This window comes from Acinetobacter legionensis (assembly GCF_048552295.1).
Lineage (GTDB): Bacteria > Pseudomonadota > Gammaproteobacteria > Pseudomonadales > Moraxellaceae > Acinetobacter.
Window position 1 is genome coordinate 78,532 of the sequence record NZ_JBIMCW010000015.1, and the last position, 22,255, is coordinate 100,786.

The 22,255-nt window shown below is 37.0% G+C and carries 18 protein-coding genes and 3 pseudogenes; 11 read left to right on the top strand and 10 right to left on the bottom strand.

The window, feature by feature from the left end:
- Position 1: 1 nt before the first annotated feature.
- Together gorA and ACG916_RS13225 are read left to right on the top strand one after the other, a co-directional pair.
- Positions 2 to 1,354 (top strand): glutathione-disulfide reductase, encoded by a 1,353-nt coding sequence (gene gorA, locus ACG916_RS13220; protein ID WP_419328899.1) that lies wholly within the window; start codon positions 2 to 4, stop codon positions 1,352 to 1,354.
- A 67-nt stretch (positions 1,355 to 1,421) separates the two neighbouring features.
- Positions 1,422 to 1,532, top strand: a pseudogene (locus tag ACG916_RS13225) (CysB family transcriptional regulator); the annotation flags it as partial.
- A 300-nt stretch (positions 1,533 to 1,832) separates the two neighbouring features.
- On the opposite strand, the gene ACG916_RS13230 reads toward ACG916_RS13225, so the two are convergent.
- A complete protein-coding gene (locus tag ACG916_RS13230; RefSeq protein ID WP_419328900.1) occupies positions 1,833 to 2,171 on the bottom strand; it encodes a hypothetical protein in 339 nt (112 codons plus the stop codon).
- A 229-nt stretch (positions 2,172 to 2,400) separates the two neighbouring features.
- On the opposite strand from ACG916_RS13230, the gene ACG916_RS13235 reads away from it, so the two are divergent.
- The 4 genes from ACG916_RS13235 (at position 2,401) to ACG916_RS13250 (ending at position 6,208) form a co-directional block, all read left to right on the top strand.
- A complete protein-coding gene (locus ACG916_RS13235) occupies positions 2,401 to 2,934 on the top strand; it encodes a TetR/AcrR family transcriptional regulator (RefSeq protein WP_419328922.1) in 534 nt (177 codons plus the stop codon).
- Positions 2,935 to 3,078: 144 nt separating this feature from the next.
- Positions 3,079 to 4,098: an MBL fold metallo-hydrolase gene (locus ACG916_RS13240; protein ID WP_419328901.1), complete on the top strand. Its 1,020-nt coding sequence runs from the start codon at positions 3,079 to 3,081 to the stop codon at positions 4,096 to 4,098.
- A gap of 197 nt (positions 4,099 to 4,295) precedes the next feature.
- Entirely contained in the window at positions 4,296 to 4,844 is a 549-nt protein-coding gene (locus tag ACG916_RS13245; protein WP_336951124.1) for an RrF2 family transcriptional regulator, read from the top strand.
- Positions 4,845 to 5,002: 158 nt separating this feature from the next.
- Positions 5,003 to 6,208, top strand: a complete 1,206-nt coding sequence (locus ACG916_RS13250) for an NAD(P)/FAD-dependent oxidoreductase (protein WP_419328902.1) — start codon at positions 5,003 to 5,005, stop codon at positions 6,206 to 6,208.
- A gap of 428 nt (positions 6,209 to 6,636) precedes the next feature.
- Here the strand turns inward: ACG916_RS13250 and ACG916_RS13255 are convergent, their stop codons facing one another.
- The 6 genes and pseudogenes from ACG916_RS13255 to ACG916_RS13280 form a co-directional block, all read right to left on the bottom strand.
- Complete coding sequence (locus ACG916_RS13255) at positions 6,637 to 7,554, bottom strand: alpha/beta hydrolase (RefSeq protein ID WP_419328903.1); 918 nt, start codon at positions 7,552 to 7,554, stop codon at positions 6,637 to 6,639.
- Between the two features lie 37 nt (positions 7,555 to 7,591).
- Positions 7,592 to 8,518 carry an alpha/beta hydrolase gene (locus tag ACG916_RS13260; protein ID WP_419328904.1) on the bottom strand — a complete coding sequence of 309 codons (927 nt, stop codon included), beginning with the start codon at positions 8,516 to 8,518 and terminating at the stop codon, positions 7,592 to 7,594.
- Between the two features lie 241 nt (positions 8,519 to 8,759).
- A complete protein-coding gene (locus ACG916_RS13265; RefSeq protein WP_419328905.1) occupies positions 8,760 to 9,653 on the bottom strand; it encodes an AraC family transcriptional regulator N-terminal domain-containing protein in 894 nt (297 codons plus the stop codon).
- Between the two features lie 39 nt (positions 9,654 to 9,692).
- The gene (locus ACG916_RS13270) at positions 9,693 to 10,841 is read right to left on the bottom strand and encodes an NADH-dependent flavin oxidoreductase (RefSeq protein WP_419328906.1); all 1,149 of its coding nucleotides are present in this window, start codon (positions 10,839 to 10,841) and stop codon (positions 9,693 to 9,695) included.
- A gap of 118 nt (positions 10,842 to 10,959) precedes the next feature.
- A complete protein-coding gene (locus ACG916_RS13275; RefSeq protein ID WP_419328907.1) occupies positions 10,960 to 11,874 on the bottom strand; it encodes an AraC family transcriptional regulator in 915 nt (304 codons plus the stop codon).
- Between the two features lie 552 nt (positions 11,875 to 12,426).
- Positions 12,427 to 13,120 (bottom strand): annotated as a pseudogene (locus tag ACG916_RS13280) (type 1 glutamine amidotransferase domain-containing protein).
- An 89-nt stretch (positions 13,121 to 13,209) separates the two neighbouring features.
- On the opposite strand from ACG916_RS13280, the gene ACG916_RS13285 reads away from it, so the two are divergent.
- The 3 genes from ACG916_RS13285 to ACG916_RS13295 all read left to right on the top strand — a co-directional run bounded on the left by ACG916_RS13285 (position 13,210) and on the right by ACG916_RS13295 (position 15,713).
- On the top strand, positions 13,210 to 13,623 hold the full coding sequence (locus tag ACG916_RS13285) for a MerR family transcriptional regulator (protein ID WP_419328923.1): 414 nt from the start codon (positions 13,210 to 13,212) through the stop codon (positions 13,621 to 13,623).
- A 93-nt stretch (positions 13,624 to 13,716) separates the two neighbouring features.
- Positions 13,717 to 14,514: a type 1 glutamine amidotransferase domain-containing protein gene (locus ACG916_RS13290; RefSeq protein WP_336951117.1), complete on the top strand. Its 798-nt coding sequence runs from the start codon at positions 13,717 to 13,719 to the stop codon at positions 14,512 to 14,514.
- Positions 14,515 to 14,678: 164 nt separating this feature from the next.
- Positions 14,679 to 15,713, top strand: coding sequence for an acetoacetate decarboxylase family protein (locus tag ACG916_RS13295; RefSeq protein WP_336951116.1), 1,035 nt, complete (start codon positions 14,679 to 14,681; stop codon positions 15,711 to 15,713).
- Between the two features lie 295 nt (positions 15,714 to 16,008).
- On the opposite strand, the gene ACG916_RS13300 is transcribed toward ACG916_RS13295, so the two are convergent.
- The 3 genes and pseudogenes from ACG916_RS13300 to ACG916_RS13310 form a co-directional block, all read right to left on the bottom strand.
- Positions 16,009 to 17,076 carry a saccharopine dehydrogenase family protein gene (locus ACG916_RS13300; protein ID WP_419328908.1) on the bottom strand — a complete coding sequence of 356 codons (1,068 nt, stop codon included), beginning with the start codon at positions 17,074 to 17,076 and terminating at the stop codon, positions 16,009 to 16,011.
- Positions 17,077 to 17,094: 18 nt separating this feature from the next.
- Positions 17,095 to 18,333, bottom strand: a complete 1,239-nt coding sequence (locus ACG916_RS13305; RefSeq protein ID WP_419328909.1) for an NADH:flavin oxidoreductase/NADH oxidase family protein — start codon at positions 18,331 to 18,333, stop codon at positions 17,095 to 17,097.
- A gap of 198 nt (positions 18,334 to 18,531) precedes the next feature.
- Positions 18,532 to 18,909: pseudogene (locus ACG916_RS13310) on the bottom strand (alpha/beta fold hydrolase); the annotation flags it as partial.
- A 409-nt stretch (positions 18,910 to 19,318) separates the two neighbouring features.
- Between ACG916_RS13310 and ACG916_RS13315 the strand changes: the two are divergent.
- On the top strand, positions 19,319 to 20,764 hold the full coding sequence (locus ACG916_RS13315; protein ID WP_419328910.1) for a coniferyl aldehyde dehydrogenase: 1,446 nt from the start codon (positions 19,319 to 19,321) through the stop codon (positions 20,762 to 20,764).
- 65 nt (positions 20,765 to 20,829) lie between these two features.
- Positions 20,830 to 21,816 (top strand): NAD(P)H-quinone oxidoreductase, encoded by a 987-nt coding sequence (locus tag ACG916_RS13320; protein WP_419328911.1) that lies wholly within the window; start codon positions 20,830 to 20,832, stop codon positions 21,814 to 21,816.
- Positions 21,817 to 22,255: the final 439 nt, after the last annotated feature.

Below are 22,255 nucleotides of genomic sequence, written 5' to 3' on the forward strand. Positions count from 1 at the left end.
TATGTCTAAACACTATGATTATATTGCGATTGGCGGAGGCAGTGGCGGTATTGCATCAGTCAATCGTGCTGCCATGTATGGTAAGAAATGTGCACTGATAGAAATGGGTGATATTGGTGGAACCTGTGTCAACGTAGGTTGTGTTCCTAAAAAAGTGATGTGGTATTCAGCTCAAATTGCCGATGCGATTCATAAATATGGTCCTGACTATGGCTTTAATACAGAATTGAAATCCTTTAACTGGAAGAAATTAGTTGAAAACAGACAAGCCTATATCAGCCGAATACATACATCGTATGACACAGGACTAGCTAAAAATAATGTTGATGTCATTCGAGGTTTTGCAAAATTTTTAGATGCTCAAACAATTGAAGTAAATGGTGAAACGTACACAGCTGACCATATTTTAATTGCTACGGGGACTCAAGCATTCAAACCTGAAATTGACGGTGCTGAATATGGTATTGATTCCAATGGTTTCTTCGAATTAGAACACTTACCGAAGCGGACTGCTATTGTTGGTTCTGGCTATATTGCTGTGGAGTTGGCAGGTGTTCTTTATGCATTGGGTTCGGATGTACAATTATTTATTCGTAAACATCAGCCTTTGCGTGGATTAGATCATTTCCTTGGTAAAACACTATTAGAGAATATGCGCAGTGAAAATATTAACGTGCATACTCATAGTCAGATTAACAAAGTGACTAAAGTTGAAGACAACTCACTTGTATTACACCTAGAAGATGGTAGAGAACATACCGTAGATTGCTTGATTTGGGCAATTGGTAGAAAACCTGCAACTGAAGCGATCAATCTTAATAAGACTCAAGTTCAATTGAACGAGAATCACTTTATTCATGTTGATGCATATCAAAATACAACACAGTCTGGCATTTATGCAGTGGGTGATATTACAGGTAAAGTCGAGTTAACTCCAGTTGCTGTGGCAGCGGGTCGAAGACTGTCTGAACGTTTATTTAACAATAAGCCAAATGAACATTTAGATTATGAAAATATTCCGACTGTGGTGTTTAGTCACCCACCTATTGGAACAGTTGGATTAACCGAAGATCAAGCGATAGAAAAATTTGGTAAAGATGCCATCAAAATTTATAGTTCTTCCTTTACATCCATGTATACAGCGATAACAGAACATCGACAACTCACAAAAATGAAATTAATTTGTGTAGGAACTGATGAGAAAGTGGTCGGAATTCATGGTATTGGATACGGTATGGATGAAATTCTGCAAGGCTTTGCTGTTGCTTTAAAAATGGGAGCAACTAAAAAAGACTTCGATAACACTTTAGCAATTCATCCGACTTCTGCTGAAGAATTCGTCACAATGCGTTAATCATTGATCATCTAAAAGAGCATTTATTTATATATTTGCTCTTATTTTTATATTCTATATCCAAATTATGAACTTTCAACAACTTAGAATTATTAGAGAACTCGCTCAACATAATCTCAATTTATCACAAACAGCACATGCTCTAAAAACATCTCAATCTGGTTTAAGTAAAAAAGTCTTCTTTCATTATTATATCTTTTTATTTTTCTGAAATATTTACTTTAAGATATTGAATAACAAAATAAAATAAATGACAGCTTATGTGTCACTAACTAATGTCATTGATTGTCACTAAATTCTATAACTCATTGATATTATTTAATCAGAAATGACAACTTATGTGTCATCTGTCGATATTGTTGCCACAGCTCAGCAACGTGAATCTAGATAATTTTATTCACGTTGCTGACTATCTTAAGCAACATAATTTAAGATATGCAGAAATCAGATCGCTACTCGACTTTGTATAGTTATGACTTCAATGTACTTTCATGTTTGCTTCAGTTAAATAAGCTTTCTTCGATGTCTTATTCCATAAACACAGTTCTTGTCCTGTTTTGTTTTTCATATGTGCTTGCGGATATTTTCCTTGAATCAAGAGTGCCGAATATCCAACACGATCATCAAAAAGCATGATATTACTCACTGTTTTGGCACTTTTAAGTTGACTGGCTTTTATACAAGCCGCTTTTATTTCCTGATCATGCTTGTTCCATGCCTTCTCGGAACTTCCGAAAGCTACGCTAGTTACAGCAGAACTTGCCACAAAACCTAAAATAGCAAGATATTTTAAAAATATACGATATCTCAATATCATGATGATTGTCCTGTAAATTTGAGTGTCTGGATCTATATTGAAACAATCTAATGAGAGAATCTAGCGATTTACACATGCTGTAACAGCAGATATTCAGGATTAAACATATCTCTGAAAAGTTGCCCGTGATTTAAATTTTAATATATAGATCAACGATTTAAAAATAGCTTTATTCAATAGAAGCATTAACTGACCATCTGATCCCCGTAGTGAAGATAAACGTAATGCGATTTTAAATGCTGCTATTGAAACATTGGCAGAACTTGGAGAGCGTGCATCTACTTCAAAAATAGCCAAAGTTGCTGGTGTGGCAGAAGGTACTTTATTTACTTATTTCAGTAATAAAGAGGAATTACTCAACCAATTATACCTTTCGCTAAAGGCCGAGCTGCGTCAGGTCATAATGCTGAATTATCCGAACAACTCAGGCCTACAAACCCAAATGTTTTATATATGGCAAAGCTATCTGGACTGGAGTTTAGATGCCCCTCTCAAACGTAAAGTGATGGCGCAGTTGTCGACTTCAGAACAAATTACAGAACAGAGTAAACACATTGGTATGCAAACTTTTTGTGATTTTACGAAGACTATTCAAGAACATATTGATGATGGCAAATTAAGAGATTATCCACCTTTGTTTATCGGTTCGATTTTGGGTGCACTTGCTGAAGTCACACTCAACTTTATTGCCCAAGACACTTCTCAAGCTGATCTTTATCGGAAGTCCGGTTTTGAAGCGTTTTGGCATGCAGTTTCAATCTAGATAAAGACTAAAATAAGAATGTGCAACATTCTTATTTTTAAATTAATTAATGAGTGATTAAATACTCATTTAAATAAATCAAAATAAGTACTTATCTCAAGTTCTTATTTACAGACATAAGTTATTCCACTCAAGGAAAATAAAATGACAATTTCAAATGCAACAGACTTGCCTTCTCCCTTCATGTCATCACAGCAACACAATGGGAAATTTAGCAATACACAGCCGAATTTGCACACACATTCTTTCGGAAAAACGCTAGGCTTAATGTGGAAATTTTTATTTAACAAACCCAAAAATACGGTGCCAAATCGAGAAATTCCTGTGTTAAGTTTATCAAAAGAACAACTGATGAGTGCCCCAGACCGTTCTCTATTTCGTCTTGGGCATTCGACAATTTTATTAAAATTGCGTAATGAATTTTGGTTAACCGATCCTGTTTTTTCTGAGCGTGCCTCGCCTTTTCAGTGGATTGGCCCTAAGCGTTTTCACCAACCACCAATTAGTATTGCGGACTTACCTGCCATTAAAGGTGTGATTTTGTCGCATAACCACTATGACCATCTCGACTACCATGCAGTAATCCAACTCAAAGACAAAGTTGAACACTTCTTAACACCACTTGGCGTCGGTGACGCACTGATTAAATGGGGGGTGCCAGCAGAAAAGGTCCAGCAACTTGACTGGTGGGAAACAATCCATGTGGATGGTCTTGAGCTAATCGCCACCCCTGCCCATCATTTTTCAGGCCGTGGTATGAGTGATAGCAATGCAACGCTTTGGGCATCGTGGGTAATTATTGATAATGATTTACGGGTGTTTTTTAGTGGTGATACTGGTTATTTCGATGGGTTTAAAGAGATTGGAAATCGTTATGGTCCTTTCGATCTTACCATGCTAGAAACTGGGGCCTATGATCCAGAATGGCCAGATGTTCACATGCAACCTGAGCAAACGTTACAAGCACATATCGATTTAAAAGGACGTCATTTGTTGCCTGTACATAATGGGACTTTTGACTTGGCGCTTCATGCTTGGGATGATCCATTTGAACGGATTGTGGCTTTGGCTCATCAAAACCAATTAGCGATTAGTACGCCTCAAATGGGTGAAGTATTGAACTTAAACGAGCCAAATGTCGAAAATTATTGGTGGCGTTCATAATTTTTTTCGATCATTTTTAAATTATTTACGTCCTTTAATTCTCTTTTAAATGTATTTATATTCAGTGATATAGCCTTATTATTTTCATCTATATTTTCTTTTCATAAAACTAGGACTAACTTTGTCTTAGTTTTATTATTGACTTAAAACACAGACTACATTAGTCTGTGTTTGTAATTGATCAATTATGAAATTAAATGGCTTATATTACTAGTAGCGTCGAGTATGCGATTCACTGTCTTCTTTTTCTTGTGAACAATGAAGATAAACCTTTAAGTAGTAAGGATCTTGCTGAATTACAAGGAGTTTCTCCGAGTTTTATGGCCAAGATTTTTCCTAAACTTGAAAAGGCAGGTCTTGTTGTTGCTCAAGAAGGTATTCGCGGCGGATATTTACTCGCTCGATCTGCTCAAGAAATTACTTTTTTAGATATAGTGAATGCAATCGAAGGTGAAAAATCGCTTTTTGAGTGCCAAGAAGTTCGTGGTAAATGTGCGGTCTTTAACAATGCCCCACCCGATTGGGCAACCAGTGGTGTATGTGCAGTACATGCAGTTATGTTACAGGCTGAAAAAGCCATGCGAGATGCTTTAGGTGCTCACACACTTGGTGATATTGCAGACCGTTTTGGTCGTTATGCACCCGACGTATTTTTTAGTGATGTAAATGGCTGGATTAATGAACGCATAGAAGGAAGAACAGCAAAAATGCGTAAAAGTAAAATATCACGGGATACTCCCGACTAATGAGCTTATAGGGCTTTCATCCCTAAGGTAAAACTTCTCTAAACGTTTTAAATGCCTTCTCAGATTTTTCGGACAGTCAGAGAAAGGATTCACTCACCCAAAATTTTGGGATGAGTAAGAATTTGTATGTCCGAAAAATCTATCAAAAGGATAATCAAATGAGTAAGCGTATTATTATTGCAGGTTCTGGCTTTGCTGGGTTATGGGCAGCACTTGCCGCACAACGAGCAATTTACTTGACTTCCCAACAACAAAACATTGAAGTGATGATGGTTTCCCCTAGTCCAAATGTGGATATTCGTCCTCGACTTTATGAAGCTGTACTTGAAAATATGTACCCTGATATTTCAGAGTTATTAAGTATAGTAGACGTTAAATATGTGGCTGGCTGGGTAAATGAAATTGATACTACTGCCCAAAATCTTGTAATTACCACAACTCACGGCGATAAACAGACTTTAAGCTATGAGCGTTTTATTCTGGCAACTGGAAGTACTACTTTTATGCCACCTATACTGGGGCGGACTGAATTTGGATTTAGCGTAAGTACATTAGAAGATGCTGAAAAACTTGACCAACATCTTAAAAGCTTAGCCAATAAACCTGCAAATGCAGCACGTAATACCGTCGTGGTTGCAGGCGGTGGACTGACTGGGCTTGAAACAGTGACCGAAATGCCTGAGCGCCTACGTAGCATTTTAGGTGAAACTGATATTCGTGTGGTTTTAGTCGATTCATCAGCAGAAATTGGTGCAACATTGGGTGACGAAGCTGCGGCGGTAATTCGAGAAGCGCTGAGCGAACTTGGCATTGAAGGTAAAGCTGGACTACGGGTTACTGCACTTGATGCTTTTGGGGTAACACTTTCTAACGGCGAAAGAATTGAAGCAGAAACTGTCATTTGGACTGCGGGCATGCGAGCGAACTCGCTGACCTCTCAAATTGTAGGTGAAAAAGATAATTTAGGTCGTATTTTAGGTGATGCTTATTTACATGCACCAGAGGCAAAAAATATTTTTGTGACGGGTGATACTGTAAAAGTTCCAACCGACAATATAGGTAATTTTAACGTGATGTCATGTCAGCATGCCATGAGCCTAGGCCGTGTAGCGGGTTACAATGCTGCAGCAGAATTGGTTGATTTGCCATTACATGCGTATAGCCAACCAAAGTATGTGACTTGTGTCGACTTAGGCCCATGGGGAGCACTTTACACTGAAGGATGGGATCGAAAAGTTCAATTTGTGCGCCATGAGGCGAAAAAAATTAAACAAGAAATTAATACGGTATGGATTTATCCGCCAGTTGCAGATCGTGAAGCTGTTTTTGCTATAGCAAATCCTGATTTTGTAATTGTTCCTTAAAATTAGTTTTATTAAAGCAGATCATTTTATTTAACTCTCCCAAAAGCAAAACTAGTGATGGTTTTGCTTTTAGTTTTTTTGAGACATTAAGTTATGAGTTTTTAAACTCTTTTATTATCGCTAAAGCCGTTTTTTTAGCAGAAAATGTGTTTTATCCTGTAAAACATCAATGCACCTGAAACGTTTTATCCAAATATCTACTGCTGTTCAACGCAAATATCAAGTTCAATATGATCACTGGGACGTTAACTTTGACCTCTAGCAATTACAGAGTCCCCTTGCTGAACCGCTGCTTTCACAATTTCAACACCCTTTCCGCGCGTTGTATTTATCACAAACCAAACACGTTTCCTTGCGTTACTCTAAACATTCAATAAAAAACAGGCCACTTTAAAGTGACCTATTGAATTACTTTAAATGCAGAGTAATTAAAGTTTTGTCGTAAAGAATGGAACAAGTTGACCAATTGCCTCATCAACAAAATTCAATTTGTCATACAGTGACATATGGTTTGCCCCTACAACGACATAGAGCTGTTTATCTGTACTCGCTGCACGATTAATTAGATCTTCACTCATCCACTTACTGCCCGCGTTACTCCCTGCAATTGCGAGTAAAGGTTGAGTAAAGAAGGCTTCTGCTTTGTTGTATGCATCATAAGTAATGATTTGGGTTAAACTACGTGCTGTTGCAAAACCCGGTGCATTTGGATGCTCTGCTCGTGGAGTATGGTAATACTCCCAAGCTTCACGCAATTCTTCGTTCAGTGCATCTTCTTCTTTCAATGGAGCAAGCGGAATAGTTACAATCTCTGCACCACTCGCATCTGAAGTTCGAGCATCTGTACCTGCTTGGATATAGGGAATTGCATCTGCGTCTTTGACATTGTTCTCCCATCCATTACGGAACATTTGGCCAATGTTGACTGCACTCACCATACCTACAGCTTTTATACGACGATCATTGATTGCTGCATTTGCGGTATAACCGGCACCTGCACAAATCCCCATCGCACCAATACGGTTATTGTCGACATAAGGTAATGTTGTTAAATAATCAATCACGGCACTGACGTCTTCAGTACGGATATAAGGATTTTCTAACTGACGTGGTAAGCCTGTACTCGCACCTTGAAAAGATGCATCATAAGCAATTGTTACAAAGCCATGTTCAGCAATCTTACGAGCATATAAACCAGCCGTTTGCTCTTTGACACCACCGCCAGGATGGCTCACCACAACCGCAGGATAAGTTTTGCTTTCATCAAACCCTTCAGGGAAATTAATTACTGCTGCAAGTATAATTCCTTGACCATTTTGATTCTGAATACTGATTTCTTTTGACATTTTAATATTCCACTATTGAACTTTTTATATTTCAAAATTAAAGATATTCTTTAAAAAATGGGATTGCTTTCGCTAATGCTTTAGCAACAGGTTCTGGTTGGTCGTACAATTCGTAATGTGATGTATTTTCTAAAACTAACAACTCTTTTTGTTTCGATGCTGCACGACATACAATTTCATGACCATCTCGGTAAGCTCCAAAAGCTCCTGGTTTGTCACCGATTACAACCAAAATCGGTTGGGTTAATAAGACTTCAGCTAAGTGAAATGCATCCCAACCCAAAGCCACACTCATACGAGAAAGTAATGCACTGGTTGCACCGTTTGGCTGCTGACCACGAGCAGTTTTGTAGTAGTCAGTCGCTTCTAATGGGTCAATATCGGTAATTCCAGCTTTTTTACCCTCCTCTACGGATGGAGGAAGTAAATCATTCACTAATAATTCTCCACCACGAGCTTCGGCAGTACGTTGTGATCCAATTGCCTCAAGCCCTTCAATCAAAGCCTCACCTATTCCACCATAACCTTCACGGGTCATACGGCCAAAGTTCACGCCAGTGATTGAAGTCACTGCTTTAATACGTTTCTCTGTCATTGCCGTGTTGAGTACATAAGCACCACCACCACAGACACCTAAAGCACCAATACGATTTTCATCAACGAAATCTTGAGTGACCAAATAATCTACGGCATAACGGATATCTTCAACACGGTGATATGGATTTTCTATAAAACGTGGTTCACCGCCACTTTCACCTTGGAACGATGCATCGATTACTAGAACTACAAAACCTGCCTCAGCTAGGGCTTTACCATAAATATTGCCAGAAGTTTGTTCTTTACAACTTCCGATTGGATGAACACTGACAATGGCTGGATATTTTTTACTTTTGTCAAAGTCATTAGGAAAAAGGATATTAGCTGCTGATTCCCATGCTAGATTTTTATATTTTACAGTTTGCATATGGAGTACCCCATTCGTTAATTATGCTTAATTACCATCTACTTTAGGTTGGTTACCTATCTTTCTATGTATTCAGTATAGGATGACGAAACCTGATTGAATTGCCTAATTCAACGGATAATTTGCCTATTCTGTTATTTATATAATTTTTTTAAATTAAATATATTTTTCAATATTTTAAAAAAATAAAACCCCACTTCTTTCTTAGAAGTTGGGCGAATATAAAAAATTTTCTGTTAGTTCAAGCTAAGAGTAGGTTTTGGATATCTTTTTGGGGTGAAGAACCAAACAAGCGTGAGTATTCACGGCTAAATTGAGAGGCACTTTCATAACCTACTAAACTTGCTGCATGACCTACATCTACCTCACCATTTAACATCAAATGACGGGCTTCCTGTAAACGGAGTTGCTTTTGGTACTGTAATGGGCTCATACCCGTAATCTCCCGAAAATGTTGTCTAAACGTCGATGGACTCATAAAAACAAGATCCGCAAGATCATCCATTTGAATTTGTTTAATAAAATTATGCTTCAACCATGATACTGCTTTTTCGATCTTGCTATTCATAGAGCCAACTTTAATTAATTGACGTAGATAAACACCATTGGGCCCTGTTAATAAACGAATCATTATTTCTTGCTGAATAATAGGCGATAACTGAGATAATAAAACAGGCTCATCAATTAAATTTACCAAACGATTTATCGATTCGATTAGAGCATAGTCAATAACTTGAACACCGAAAGAGGGTTGTATTTTCTCCTTAAAATCCAATTGCCCCAGTTGAGAAACCATTTTCCTAATCATTGCTACATCAAGTGAAAGCATTAATCCCAAAAAAGGTTTATGGCCAGTAGTACAACGAGTATGACTAACAACTGGAATATCAATCGTTGTCAGCATTGATTGTCCTGATGTATATGTAAAAATTTCTTCCCCAATAATGACTTGCTTTTCGCCTTGTAGAACAATACCTAAACCTAAGTTATAAATACAATGTGTCGCACTTGGCTTGGAACGTCGATGCAAGGATAATGTAGAAATTGCTGTTTGGTGGTCGCCATCAGTTTGACTGAGGCGATCGACATTCTTTGCCAATGAAGTAATGACATCATTTGTAGTTTCATCGTACATTTTTGTCTCCTTGACCAGTCAATTCAAAATCTAGTCTGTTTAAGACTTCTCTATTTGCTTAATCGGAAACCAGCCTTTTGTTGCCTCGATCACCTGCTGTAACTTTTCAGGAATCACAAGTTCAGGCATTTTTTCTAAATCCAATTGAGTTTCAATTTCATCAGCACGATCATTTTGGGCTAACTGTACCCATTCTGGATTTATAATTAGCCCTTTACCTACAGCGACTAGGGGGAGACCCAAACCCAAAGCCTTTTCAGCTTGATCAGGAATTAGAATCATACCTGCAGCCATAATAGGTAATTGATCACCAACATAATCAATTACCTGTTTAATAATAAGTTGTTCATCAATAGTATCGACAGGTTTTGAGTTAAGTAAGTCAACTAATGAAACATGAAGATAACTAATTTCAGCATCTATTAAACGACCAATGAGCTGTAAACTATCAGCTATACCTAAGCCTTTTTCATCATATTCCTCAATAGAAATACGATAGCCTAAAACAAAAGGTTTTTTGGCACATTGCTTAATCACACGTTTTACTTCTCTAACAATCTCTAGAGGAAAATGCATACGTTTTTCTAGGGAACCACCCCATTCATCGTCACACTGATTAAATTGTGGGGAAAAGAAATTTTGAATTAAAAACCCATATGCTCCGTGCAATTCAACTCCATCAAATCCAGCTTCAATAGCTCGACGTGTCGTTTCACCAAAGGCATGGATTACCTCTAAAATTTCATTATGGCTTAAAGCACGACTTTTCAGTTGACCATCATTAAATGGTCCAGCAGGTGCAGCTAAAGCGCTTGCACTTACCAAATCAGCATGAGGTATCAAACTAGGTACAGCTTTATTCCCTGCATGGAAAATCTGCAAAATGGCGGGAGCTCCTCCACTTTTAGCTGCTTGTGCAAGTGAGGTTAAACTTGGGATAAAATGATCGTCATACGCAGCAAATTCATTGGTAAAACCAATTCCATTTTCCTGAACATGCGTACAACCTGTAATAACAAGTCCTATATCTTGAGCACGATGTCTTATATATTCGAGTTCTTGCTCAGAAACCGTTGCATCTTCATTTCCAGACCACGTCGTCATAGGCGCCATGACAATTCGATTACGTAAAGAAATCCCATGAACTAACTCAAAAGGTTTAAATAAAGTAAGCTTGCTTAGCGACATCTCAACTGCCTTAAATAATAAGTTGAATATTTATAAGCAGTATAAAAAATGAGAAAACTTTAACATTGCCTAAAATGACGAGTTATTTGCCTATTATATTTAATTCGGCAAAATTCAATTATGAACTCTGCTTTAATCGCTGCACATCACGTTGAGGTGACTCTCCAAACAAACGACTATATTCTCTACTAAACTGAGAAGCACTTTCATAACCGACTAAACTCGCTGCACGTCCTGCATCCAAATTTTGATTTAACATCAAATGACGAGCTTCCTGTAAACGGAGTTGTTTTTGGTATTGTAATGGACTCATTCCTGTAATTTCGCGGAAATGTTGTCTGAAAGTTGATGGGCTCATAAATGCCCGTTCCGCCAAATCATCCATCCGAATCGGTTGTGTATAGTTATTTTTCAACCAACTCACAACTTGGTGAATCTTTTGATTTACAGATCCTGTTTTGACGAGTTGTCGTAAATAAATACCTTGTGAACTATTTAATAGTCTAACGATAATTTCTTTTTGAATTAAATGTGCTAGATGAGGAATCATAGCAGGCTCTTCGAGGACTTTAACCAATCTCAATACTGCATCTGTAAGAGGATCATCTACCCAATCTACTGAAAACGAATCATGAATATCCTCTGAAGATGAATGTTCATCTTCGATTGGCATATTTGCTACAACCTCATTCAGCATCTGAAGATCGAGTAAAAGTAAAACAGCTAAAAATGGTTTATGCGAGGAGGCTTGTACAACATGTGATGTTGCTGGTAAATCAATCGTCGTCAACATACTTTGTCCTTCAAAGCATTTATAGACTTTATCTCCAATCACAATTTCTTTTTGCCCTTGCAAGATAATACCTACACCTAAATTGTAGACACAATGAGTGCTCTCCGTTGGGCTTATTCTGTTATGAAAAGAAAGTCCTGAAATACTAGAAACATGATCCCCCTCTGTTTCAGCTAAATGTGAAACAGCGTGGATCAGTTGGGCTCTATTTTTATTTCTTTTAGTAACGACGAGGGACATACATCTACAGCTCAATCAAGAATTTAAATTTTTTACCATGAATGCTTATTACAGTATATATTTTTTTAGTAACCATCAATGCTTAATTAGATATAAAAATCAATATCTTAAGTTTTATTTTATAATTTCCCCATGAATATGCTCCTTTCATCAATCTTTTAGCTGCAATAATTATTTCTTGTTGATTAGTTCCATCTCATAAAGTTAAATTTAAGTAATTAATTTAAGACCGATATTATTGAGTTATCTAAAATCACTAATTGAAAAATGAATAGTTATCAGTGTCCAATTCTTAGCCATTATTTTGGTTCAAACAGTACTTTACAGAGCAAGTTCATGAACTTAGTTTTTTATTATTTCAAATTTAAGACATTTATTATTGTTTTTTTAATATTTTTTAAAATAAAAATATGGATTCAGATTCAGGCAAACATAAGTTAAATAAATAACACGTGTCATTTTATACATTTCTTCTTATATAAATTAGTATTCATGCTTTCATCCGTCAGGCATTATCACTTTAACTCTATTGCACTATACTCAAATATAGAACTACATTTTTTGTAAATACTCGATAATTGCTCCAGCAGTAACACGTGCAGAAAATGGATTCTGACCAGTAATCAAATTTTGATCTTTAACAACATTTGGGGCAAAAGGAATGAACTTTCTTTCATAAAATGCACCATGTTCTTTTGCCCGTTGTTCTGCATTATATGGAACTTTTTTAGCCACACCTGCTAAGACTTCTTCACACCGCTCAAACCCAGTCAATTTTTTATTTCTAATTAAATATTCGCCATTCGAAAGCCGAATATTTAATAACCCGGAATAACCATGGCAAACACTAGATACTACCCCACCGTTTTCATAAATATTTTTGGTAATTTCTTGGAGTTCTAGATTATCCAAAAAATCCCACATTACCCCCATGGCCACCCGTGTAATAAATCACATCGTAATCTTGCTAATTGATTTCAGAGGGCTTCTTTGTATTCTCAAGTAATTTCATAAAGCTTGGATCATTTTTACGTTTTAATACTGATTGATCGGCAACAAAACGTCCTAATGATTTAGGTTCAATTGGTGAATTTCCACCGAGTGGACTTACAATATCTTGAACATAATGATTTTTTTCAAACTCATCGTAAGCATGAGTAAGTTCTCCCAACCATAACCCTGTAGGATAATTTATACCCTCATAGTTATCGACATTAGTGACAATATGTAATATCCGTTTTGTCATAGCAGCATCTATTTTTCATTTTTATTGATCTTGCTTTTAACACACTATAAGTCTAAAGTTGGCTTTAATGTCAAGTGAAATTAAGTGAAATGAATATAAGCAAGCTATCAAAACAAAGTGGGTTAAGCACACCGACGATTCGCTACTATGAGCAGATTAAGCTGCTTCCAAAGGCAAAACGCAAAGCAAATGGCTATAGAGAATATAGCGAAAATGACCTTAAACAACTTTATTTAATTCAACAAGCTCAGCAAGTTGGTTTTTCTTTAGCAGAAATAAAATCATTTTTGCCATCTAACGTGACAACATGGAATCACGATATTTTGATTGGCTTACTGGAAAGCAAAATTAAAGATATTGAAGATTTAGAGCAAAAATTAGCAATGAGTAAAAATAATCTGCGTACTATGATTAATGCAATTAATAACAAACCTGATGAAATAACTTGTGAGGAAAATGCGCAACGTTTGCTGAATCTTTATTACGTTAATGATCAAGCCTAAGTATTCCATTTGTCGCTAAATCATAAAAACTATTGACCTTAAACCGAACTTTAAACATAGCATTGGAGACAGGTAATTTATGAGGAACCTGTCATGTTTAAATCTTGGACTCTTCAAAACTGGATCATTGGCTTTATTACACTAATTTTAGCCAATACTTTCGCTTATGCATCTGAACCAACTAAGCATTTAGCATCGAATGGAAAAATTTTAGTGGTGATGACAAATCACTTCGCCTATCCCAATCGTAAAGATACGACAGGCTTATGGTTGACTGAACTTACCCATTTTTATGATGTTGCACGTGCTGCTGGTTATGAAATGGATTTTGTAAGTCCTCGGGGTGGCAGTGTTCCGCTCGATGAGCGCAGTTTAAAAGTAATCTATTTAGATAACGCAGCAAAAATTCATTTAGCTAATCCTGAATTTATGCAACATCTCAAAACAACGCTCGAACCAAAAGCAATTGTGCCATCTAATTATAAAGCAGTGTATTATACAGGTGGTCACGGCACGATGTGGGATTTTCCTAATAACCAAGAACTAAAGAAGATCAGTGAGACAATTTATCAGCAAGGGGGTGTAGTATCTGCGGTGTGTCATGGAGTGGGCGGATTATTACCATTACAGGATCATAAGGGTCAATCACTAATTGCGGGGAGAACAGTAACTGGTTTTGCAAATATTGAAGAGACTCTATCAGGGATGAAATCTCAAGTCCCTTTTCTACTTCAGAACCAATTAATCGAACGCGGTGCTAAATATAAGCGTTCTTTGGTTCCGTTCACCTCTTATGTGATTGCTGATGATCGAATCATTACTGGACAAAACCCTCAATCAAGTAAAGAAATTGCGGAGGCTGTAATACAACGCTTAAAAACCATGCATTAATCCATTTTACACTCGTCATCAAAAACCAGATTATGTAAATCTGGTTTTTTTATTTTAATAACTGTAATAAACAAAAAAAAATCAATTAAAAATCATAAAAAGCTTGACCTTAAACCTTACTTTAATCTTAGCATTTAATTAATGTTAATAGGAGGAACACCATTATGTTCAATCAAATTAAATTCCGTCGCTCAACTGCTACTGCATCAATTGGTATATTCTTGAGTTTATCTGCTCATGCTACAACACCCAATACTACCTCTAGCAATGTTGAGAATAGTGATCAAAAAACCACCGTAGTTGAATTTGGACCATATAAAGTAAATGTACCTAAAGGTGGTTATTACGATCGTTTCCGCATGAATCCAGACTTGGATGAAGTTGCTAAAGACCCCGCTGCTGGAAATATCGATTATTTCCGTACTATCCCTAAAAAAATGGTAGAGACTCGTGTTGGTAAAGTTTGGTCACCAAATTTTTATTATCGTACCAGTAATGTACAACTGTTGATGCTTGCTCCAGTATCCAAGTTAAAAGCAAAACTTCCTGCTCCACTTGAGCCATTACAACCTTTCCCTGGCTATGGCTTAGTTTCTCTTACGTTCTTTTCTTATGCTGTAGGCGATGTCGATCCTTACGATGAAGTATCAGTCGCTGTAGTTGTTCGTCAACCTGGTGCGCATAAGTTTCACACTACAGAATTGTTAAGTTCAATGCGTAACCATAAATACTATGGTCATGTTTTAGCATTGCCTGTAGATACAGAAATTGCCCGTGTGCGTGGTGTGTATGGATATCAACTCCCTAAATGGCTGACAGCAATTGATATGACGATTGGTAATAAAAATGTTGAAGCTCAGATTTTGAATACTGATGGTAAACCAGATTTGAGTTTAATTGCACCGTTACCAAAGATTAAGCGTGTCAAACCACAATCTCATATCGAAACTAAAACGATGTTTAATTTAGTTGATGGCCAATGGCATAGTACATCTGTAGAATCTAATACACTTGCCTTTGGACAACAGCTATTTCCGAGAAATGTACAACTTGTTCGAAATGGCGGTCCTATAACTAACCTACTTGATGAGCTCGGTGCTGGTAAAGTATTACGTTTAGATGTGGTCAAAGATGCTCAGTTGGCTTTAAATATGCCAATACCATTGAAGTCTTTAGGTAATGAAAACAACAAAAAGTAATTCATATTCAAATTAAAGTACTTCCTAGCGAGGTACTTTTTTGTTTGATCTACCATTGATACTCATTTATTATTTTTCAACTAATAAATAGCTTTCAAGATGATTAAAATATTTTTAGTATTTTAATCATAGCGAGATAAGATAAATTTAAATAGCTATATTTAATATAAAATTTTCATCATTTAAAAACTAAAGTAATAAAAAAACCAATTCTAAATAAAATATTTGGAATTGGTTTAAATTAAGAAGGATCACAAACATTTAAGAAATATGATAGATCCTATCCCGAGTACGTCTAAGAAATTACAATATCACTTGAACCTTCGATCTGAGTCACTAGGCTGTAGCCCATTAACTTTGCTGGAGTATATGCTGCCCCCTTAACATCATGCTCAAGTAAATAACGAACGACTGTTAAAGCGCCATTTACGGTTAAGCTATAAGCATTTTGAGTTTGTATTCGTGCTGTTTTTATTACACCTTTTTCATTTCTTGCTTCGCCCCACACATAAGTCGGTAATTTAGCGCGTAATTCTTCATCAGGCCCTACCACAGATTTTTCAATAATTGATTTCATCAAGTTTTGTACTGATTTAAGTTTGAATATAGGACGTATGCAGTTCAACATTTTTGCACCAAAAATCATGGACGTTGGTGCTGGTACAAAAATCTCGATATTAGGAATACCAGTGGTATGAAAAGCTGTTGAAACATCCCCCCAAGGGACACTCATTGCGTTCTTCTTGCCATCACCAAAATCTATTTGACGTACGTGATGTGCTAAAGCTACGGTAGTGATTTTGCCATTTTTCCTTATTTTTCCGCCATCTGCCATGCCTTCTGTGCTGGTTTTGGCTGTGCCTGGTGAAAGTCCTGTTTTTGAATCAAAACCGAGTGCTAGATGAGTCGCATCGGGTAAAGCTTCTTTCAAGGCAGCAGCAACACAATCTGTTGGAATCACATCGAAACCTACACCTGGGCACAACACTATATTTGCTTGTTGTGCCTCTGACGTTAGTGATTGCGCTAATTCAAATACAGCAATTTCACCTGTAATATCCAAATAGTGAGAACCTGCTTTAATACAAGCTTTCATCATGGAATGTGAGGTTGCGGAAAAAGGGCCAGCACAATGCATGATTAGCTTAACACCATTTAATTTTTCGCTCACAGCTGTAACGTCATCTAGACCAAAAGCTTTGTATTCAAGGCCTAATTCTTGAGCAAGTTGTTGTACTTTGGCTTGTGTGCGTCCTGCTAAAATTGGCTTAAGACCTAAACGGACAGCTTCACGGGCAATTAACTCGCCCGTATAGCCATTTGCACCATAAATCATCCAATTGGAATCATTTGTATTTATCATGAAATCTGTCCTCGGTATTTAAGACGAAAATGCATAATCGCGCATTCGCTTTTTATATTGATGAGTACGACGTGCCATCGCTGCTTGTTGTATTAGTAATGCCCATAAAGGTGAGACTTTAGGGGTTGGTTTTTTGCCCAGACTTAACCTCCGTAGTTGGAATTTAACTGTCGCCATACTCGCAAGTGACGCTAAGGTTTTATTGTCCCAAGTAATTGGTTTTAATTCAGGTGCTACGTTTTGTCCTTGCCTCCATTTATTTGGTAAGTTTGGATTAATCGCCAATGCAGTCGCAATACCGACCATATCTACACCACTTTCAATTACTTTTTCAGCGACTTGTTTACGACGTATTCCGCCTGTCACCATGACAGGCATATTTGCAACTTTACCAATCTCTTGGGCAAATTCTAAGAAGTATGCTTCACGGGCTAATGTACGATCATCTCTTGATTGACCTTGCATCGCTGGTGCCTCATAACTACCACCTGAAAGCTCTACCAAATCAACAGCCAATTTATTAAGCATGCAAACGACTTGTTGTGCCTCCTCAGCACTGAAACCTCCACGTTGAAAATCAGCAGAGTTAAGTTTCACTGCAACTGTAAATGTTGGTGAAACCACAGCACGGACTGCTTTGACAATTTCAATTAGGATTCGTGCGCGATTTTCCAATGAGCCACCCCATTGGTCTTGGCGTTTATTGCTTAAAGGTGAGAGGAATTGACTCAATAGATAGCCATGTGCAGCATGGATTTCAACACCAGTGAATCCTGCTTGCTCACCTAAACGTGCAGTATTTGCAAAACGTTGGATGACTTCATCGATCATGTCTTGAGTCATTTCAATCGGAATACTAAAACGATCAGACATTTTCCCTAAATCTAGTCCTACAGCAGAGGGTGCCCATGTTTCCTGTCCTAAATTTGATTGCATTTGGCGACCGGGATGATTAATTTGCAACCAAACTTGCGCACCTTGTGAGCGCCCTATCTGTGCCCAACGTTTAAAAGTATCTATAAATTTATCATCTTCTAAAACCACCCCACCTGGTCCTGTCATAGCACGACGATCAACCATAACATTTCCTGTAATGATGAGCCCTACTCCACCATTCGCCCATGCTTGATATAAATGCATCAGTTTTTCTGATGGTGCATGGTTTAAGTCAGCCATGTTTTCTTCCATGGCTGCTTTGGCAATTCGATTTTGAATTTGGGAGCCATTTGGTAAAACTAATTTATCAAACACTTTCATTTCGGTGCCCTGTTTTGGTATGGTTATACTTTAAGATTAAAGCCAACTTTAATGTCAATGGATTTTTTTGAGTTAATTAATATAATTATCAAAATATTTATTAATTAATAGCTTATTAAAAAATTTGTGCTTCTAATTTAAAAAGATAGAGGCTTTATTTGCCTCTATCTTTTAACATGCTTAAGGTATGACTCATACTCACCATTCACGAATAAATGCTAATAAATCAGGATTAATAACATCTGCATTCACAGTGGGCATTCCATCTGAAAAACCTTTATAAATTTTTAAAGTTCCATTTTGTAAGAGTTTGGCAGACAAAGCCCCAGCGTTTTCATAAGGTACGATTTGGTCATCATCACCATGCATTACTCATACTGGAACAGAGATCTTTTTTTAAATCTTCTGTAAAATCAGTCTGAGAGAATGCGACAATCCCATCATAGTGTGCTTTGGCCCCACTCATCATACCTTGACGCCACCAATTCCAAAAATAGGTTCAGATGGCTCAACACCATCACGCTTGAACCCATAAAACGGTCCTGCTGGTAGGTTTTAATAAAACTCAGCACGATTTTTAAAAAGCTAATGATGCAAAAATTGCACAATTTGATTACTAATTTATGTTGTCGTCAATGTTGGTAAATTGGATAAATACGGCACTATCTCTTCAGATAGTTATTCAATATTAAGATTAAAGCTCACCTCAAGCTCAATGCTTTTAGTCAGTTTTGATTGCAAAAGTTTAAGTTTAAAAAATTGATTTTTTAGTCAGTCTGCTGATTGGTGAATAGAAAAAGATTTATTTATTCCCCGTATTTCCTATCAAAGTTTGCTTATACATTTCCTACACCTCTACAAATTATTTTTTAATTTTTGATTTATTTCAGTTGACATTAAAGTCGACTTTAATCTTATAGTTATCTTAATGAGTTACACATTCATGTAGGCATTAATCGTTGTCTTCATATCGTGAGGTGAAAAAATGAATGCTTTAAATAAGACCCATCCAATTGAAAATTTGAATAAAATTTTGGATCAACAACGCCAAGCTTTTCTCCGATCAGAGCCAACAACTTTGTCCCAAAGAAAAGCAAATTTAAAAAAATTACGTGTTGCATTGCTTGCAAACCGCACTGAATTGCAGACCGCCGTAAGTGAAGATTTTGGACATCGTTCACATCATGAAACGGATGTGATGGAGTTGCTGGGTATCATTCAATCTATAGATTATCTGACTAAAAACTTAGGTCGTTTTATGAAAGCTGAACACCGCCATGTCAGTTTATTTTATCGTTCTGCGACTGCCCGTGTAGAATATCAACCTAAAGGTGTCATTGGTGTTATGGCACCTTGGAATTACCCAATATCATTGACATTGATTCCATTAGCGACTGCTTTAGCTGCTGGGAATCGAGTCATGTTAAAACCATCAGAATTAACGCCTCGTACCAGTGATGTCATTTATCGAATGTTGGCAGATATATTTCCACTAGATGAGGTTGCAGTTGTTCTTGGAGGGCCTGAAATTGGTGCAGAATTCAGCGCCTTGCCCTTTGATCATCTTTTATTTACAGGTAGCACACCTGTTGGTCGTAAAGTGATGAAAGCTGCAAGTGATAATCTTGTCCCTCTTACGCTTGAGTTAGGTGGGAAAAGTCCTGTGATTGTCGCTAAAGGTCATGTCAATTCAAGAACTTTGACGAGTATTACTTATGGAAAATTGTCTAATGCGGGGCAAACTTGTGTTGCACCAGATTACGCCTTGGTACATGAAGATGATCTAGAATCATTTATTAATCAATATGATAAAACAGTTAAAAAATTCTATCCAAATGGTCCTGATACCTTAGATTACACTTCCATTGTGAATGAACGACATTACAACCGTTTGCAAAATCTGATTAAAGATGCTGAGAAAAATGGTGCACGTATTGTTGAAGTAGGTATTAGACCTGAATCTGCAATTAATAGACAACGTACATTCACCCCAACTCTTGTTATCGGTGCAAAAGATGATGATGCCATTATGCGAGAAGAGATATTCGGTCCAATTCTTCCTGTTCGTACATATCGCAGTGTTGATGAAGTGATTAACTATATTAATACGAGAGATAGCCCCTTAGCTCTTTACTATTTTGGTGAAAAAAATGCAGATTGCAAAAAAATACTAAGTCGTACTACATCAGGGAATGTAGGCATTAACAATACCCTTATCCATGTTGCGCAAGATGATCTTCCATTTGGTGGAGTAGGTCCAAGTGGCATGGGAGCCTATCATGGAATTGAGGGCTTTCGTTCGATGAGTCATGCCAAAGGTGTATTTGATCAAGGCCGGTGGAACTTTCCAAGTCTGCTCCATGCTCCTTTTGGTAAATTTATAGCATTTGCATTAGCGATCACTTTAGGTAAGAGACCTTCTTCAAATTAATTTTATTTAAAACGAGATTGACGATTCAAAATCCCATTTCCAACAATGATAAGGAAAAGACATTTATGAAATGTATTACATTTAATGGTGCAGGCGGTCCTGAAGTTATTACAGTAAGTGAACGTCCTATTCCTGAGCTAAGTAATGATGGCGTCTTAATTGAAGTGGTTGCTGCTGGTATTAACGGGCCAGATGTAATGCAGCGACAAGGTTTATATGCTCCGCCTCCAGGTGTGACAGACATCCCTGGTTTAGAGGTCTCAGGTGTAGTGAAAGCAGTAGGTTCATCTGTACGTAAGTTGAAAGTTGGTGATGAAGTATGTGCTTTGGTACAAGGCGGTGGTTATGCTGAATATGTGATTGCACATCAAGATAATGTTTTGTTTATTCCTGAGGGTTTAACCTTAATAGAGGGTGGAATTCTGCTGGAAACATTTATGACAGTTTGGTCTCATCTATTTCAACATGCAAAATTTAGAGAAAACAGTTCTATTCTAATTCATGGTGGCACTTCTGGCATTGGAACTACCGCAACTATGCTGACGCGAGCCTTTGGTGCTACACAAATTTTTACTACAGTTTCTAGTACTGCACACCAACGAGCAAGTCTAGAACTTGGCGCTGATGTTGCGATTAATTATAAAGAACAGGATTTTGTTGAAGAAATAAAAAAACATACCAATGGTCAAGGTGTAGATTTTGTCTTAGATATTATTGCAGGCGATTACATTCAGAAAAACTATGAGGTTGCAGCTATGAATGGCACTATTTTACAAGTTGGTGTCCTAAAAGGGCTTGCAGAAAAAGTCAATATTTTCCCAATGTTGGCAAAACGTCTTACTCATACTGGCGCAACGTTACGTTCCCAATCTGTTACAGCCAAAGCTGAAGTTATGGCTGCCCTTCAGGAAAAAGTTTGGCCTTTAATTTCAAAAGAACAACTCAAACCGATACTTTATCAATCCTTTGATCTTGAAAATGCGCGGCAAGCTCATGAATTGTTACAGCAAGGAAAACATGTTGGGAAGTTAGCATTAGTTATCAAAAGATAATTTAAAAAAGGGAGTTAAGAGAAGATTCTCATAACTTCTTTAATGATCTTAGTCTAAGTGGCAAAGTGTGTTGAGCTCGTTATCGATGGATCAAAAATATCATAAATTATGTCGAATCAATGTTTAACTACAATCCGTTTTGAGTATTGTTAAATCATAGTATTAATATTTAAAAAAACTGATGGTATAAAATTTCTCTCACCTAAATAGATACTACAGTTCATGAACTTTGGTTTTTAATTTAAGGTATATTTTGTTATAAGCAATTGAATTAAAATGATATATATGGTTTTTAGCCTATAAAGTAGATTTTAGGTGAACATAAGTTAAATAAGCTTTCTTCAGAGGTGGATCAGGAAATTTGAACAACACTTATAAGTGATATTTTGCTCCCCAAATGATGTTATAAACATCAATATATGGAGTATTTTATGGCACG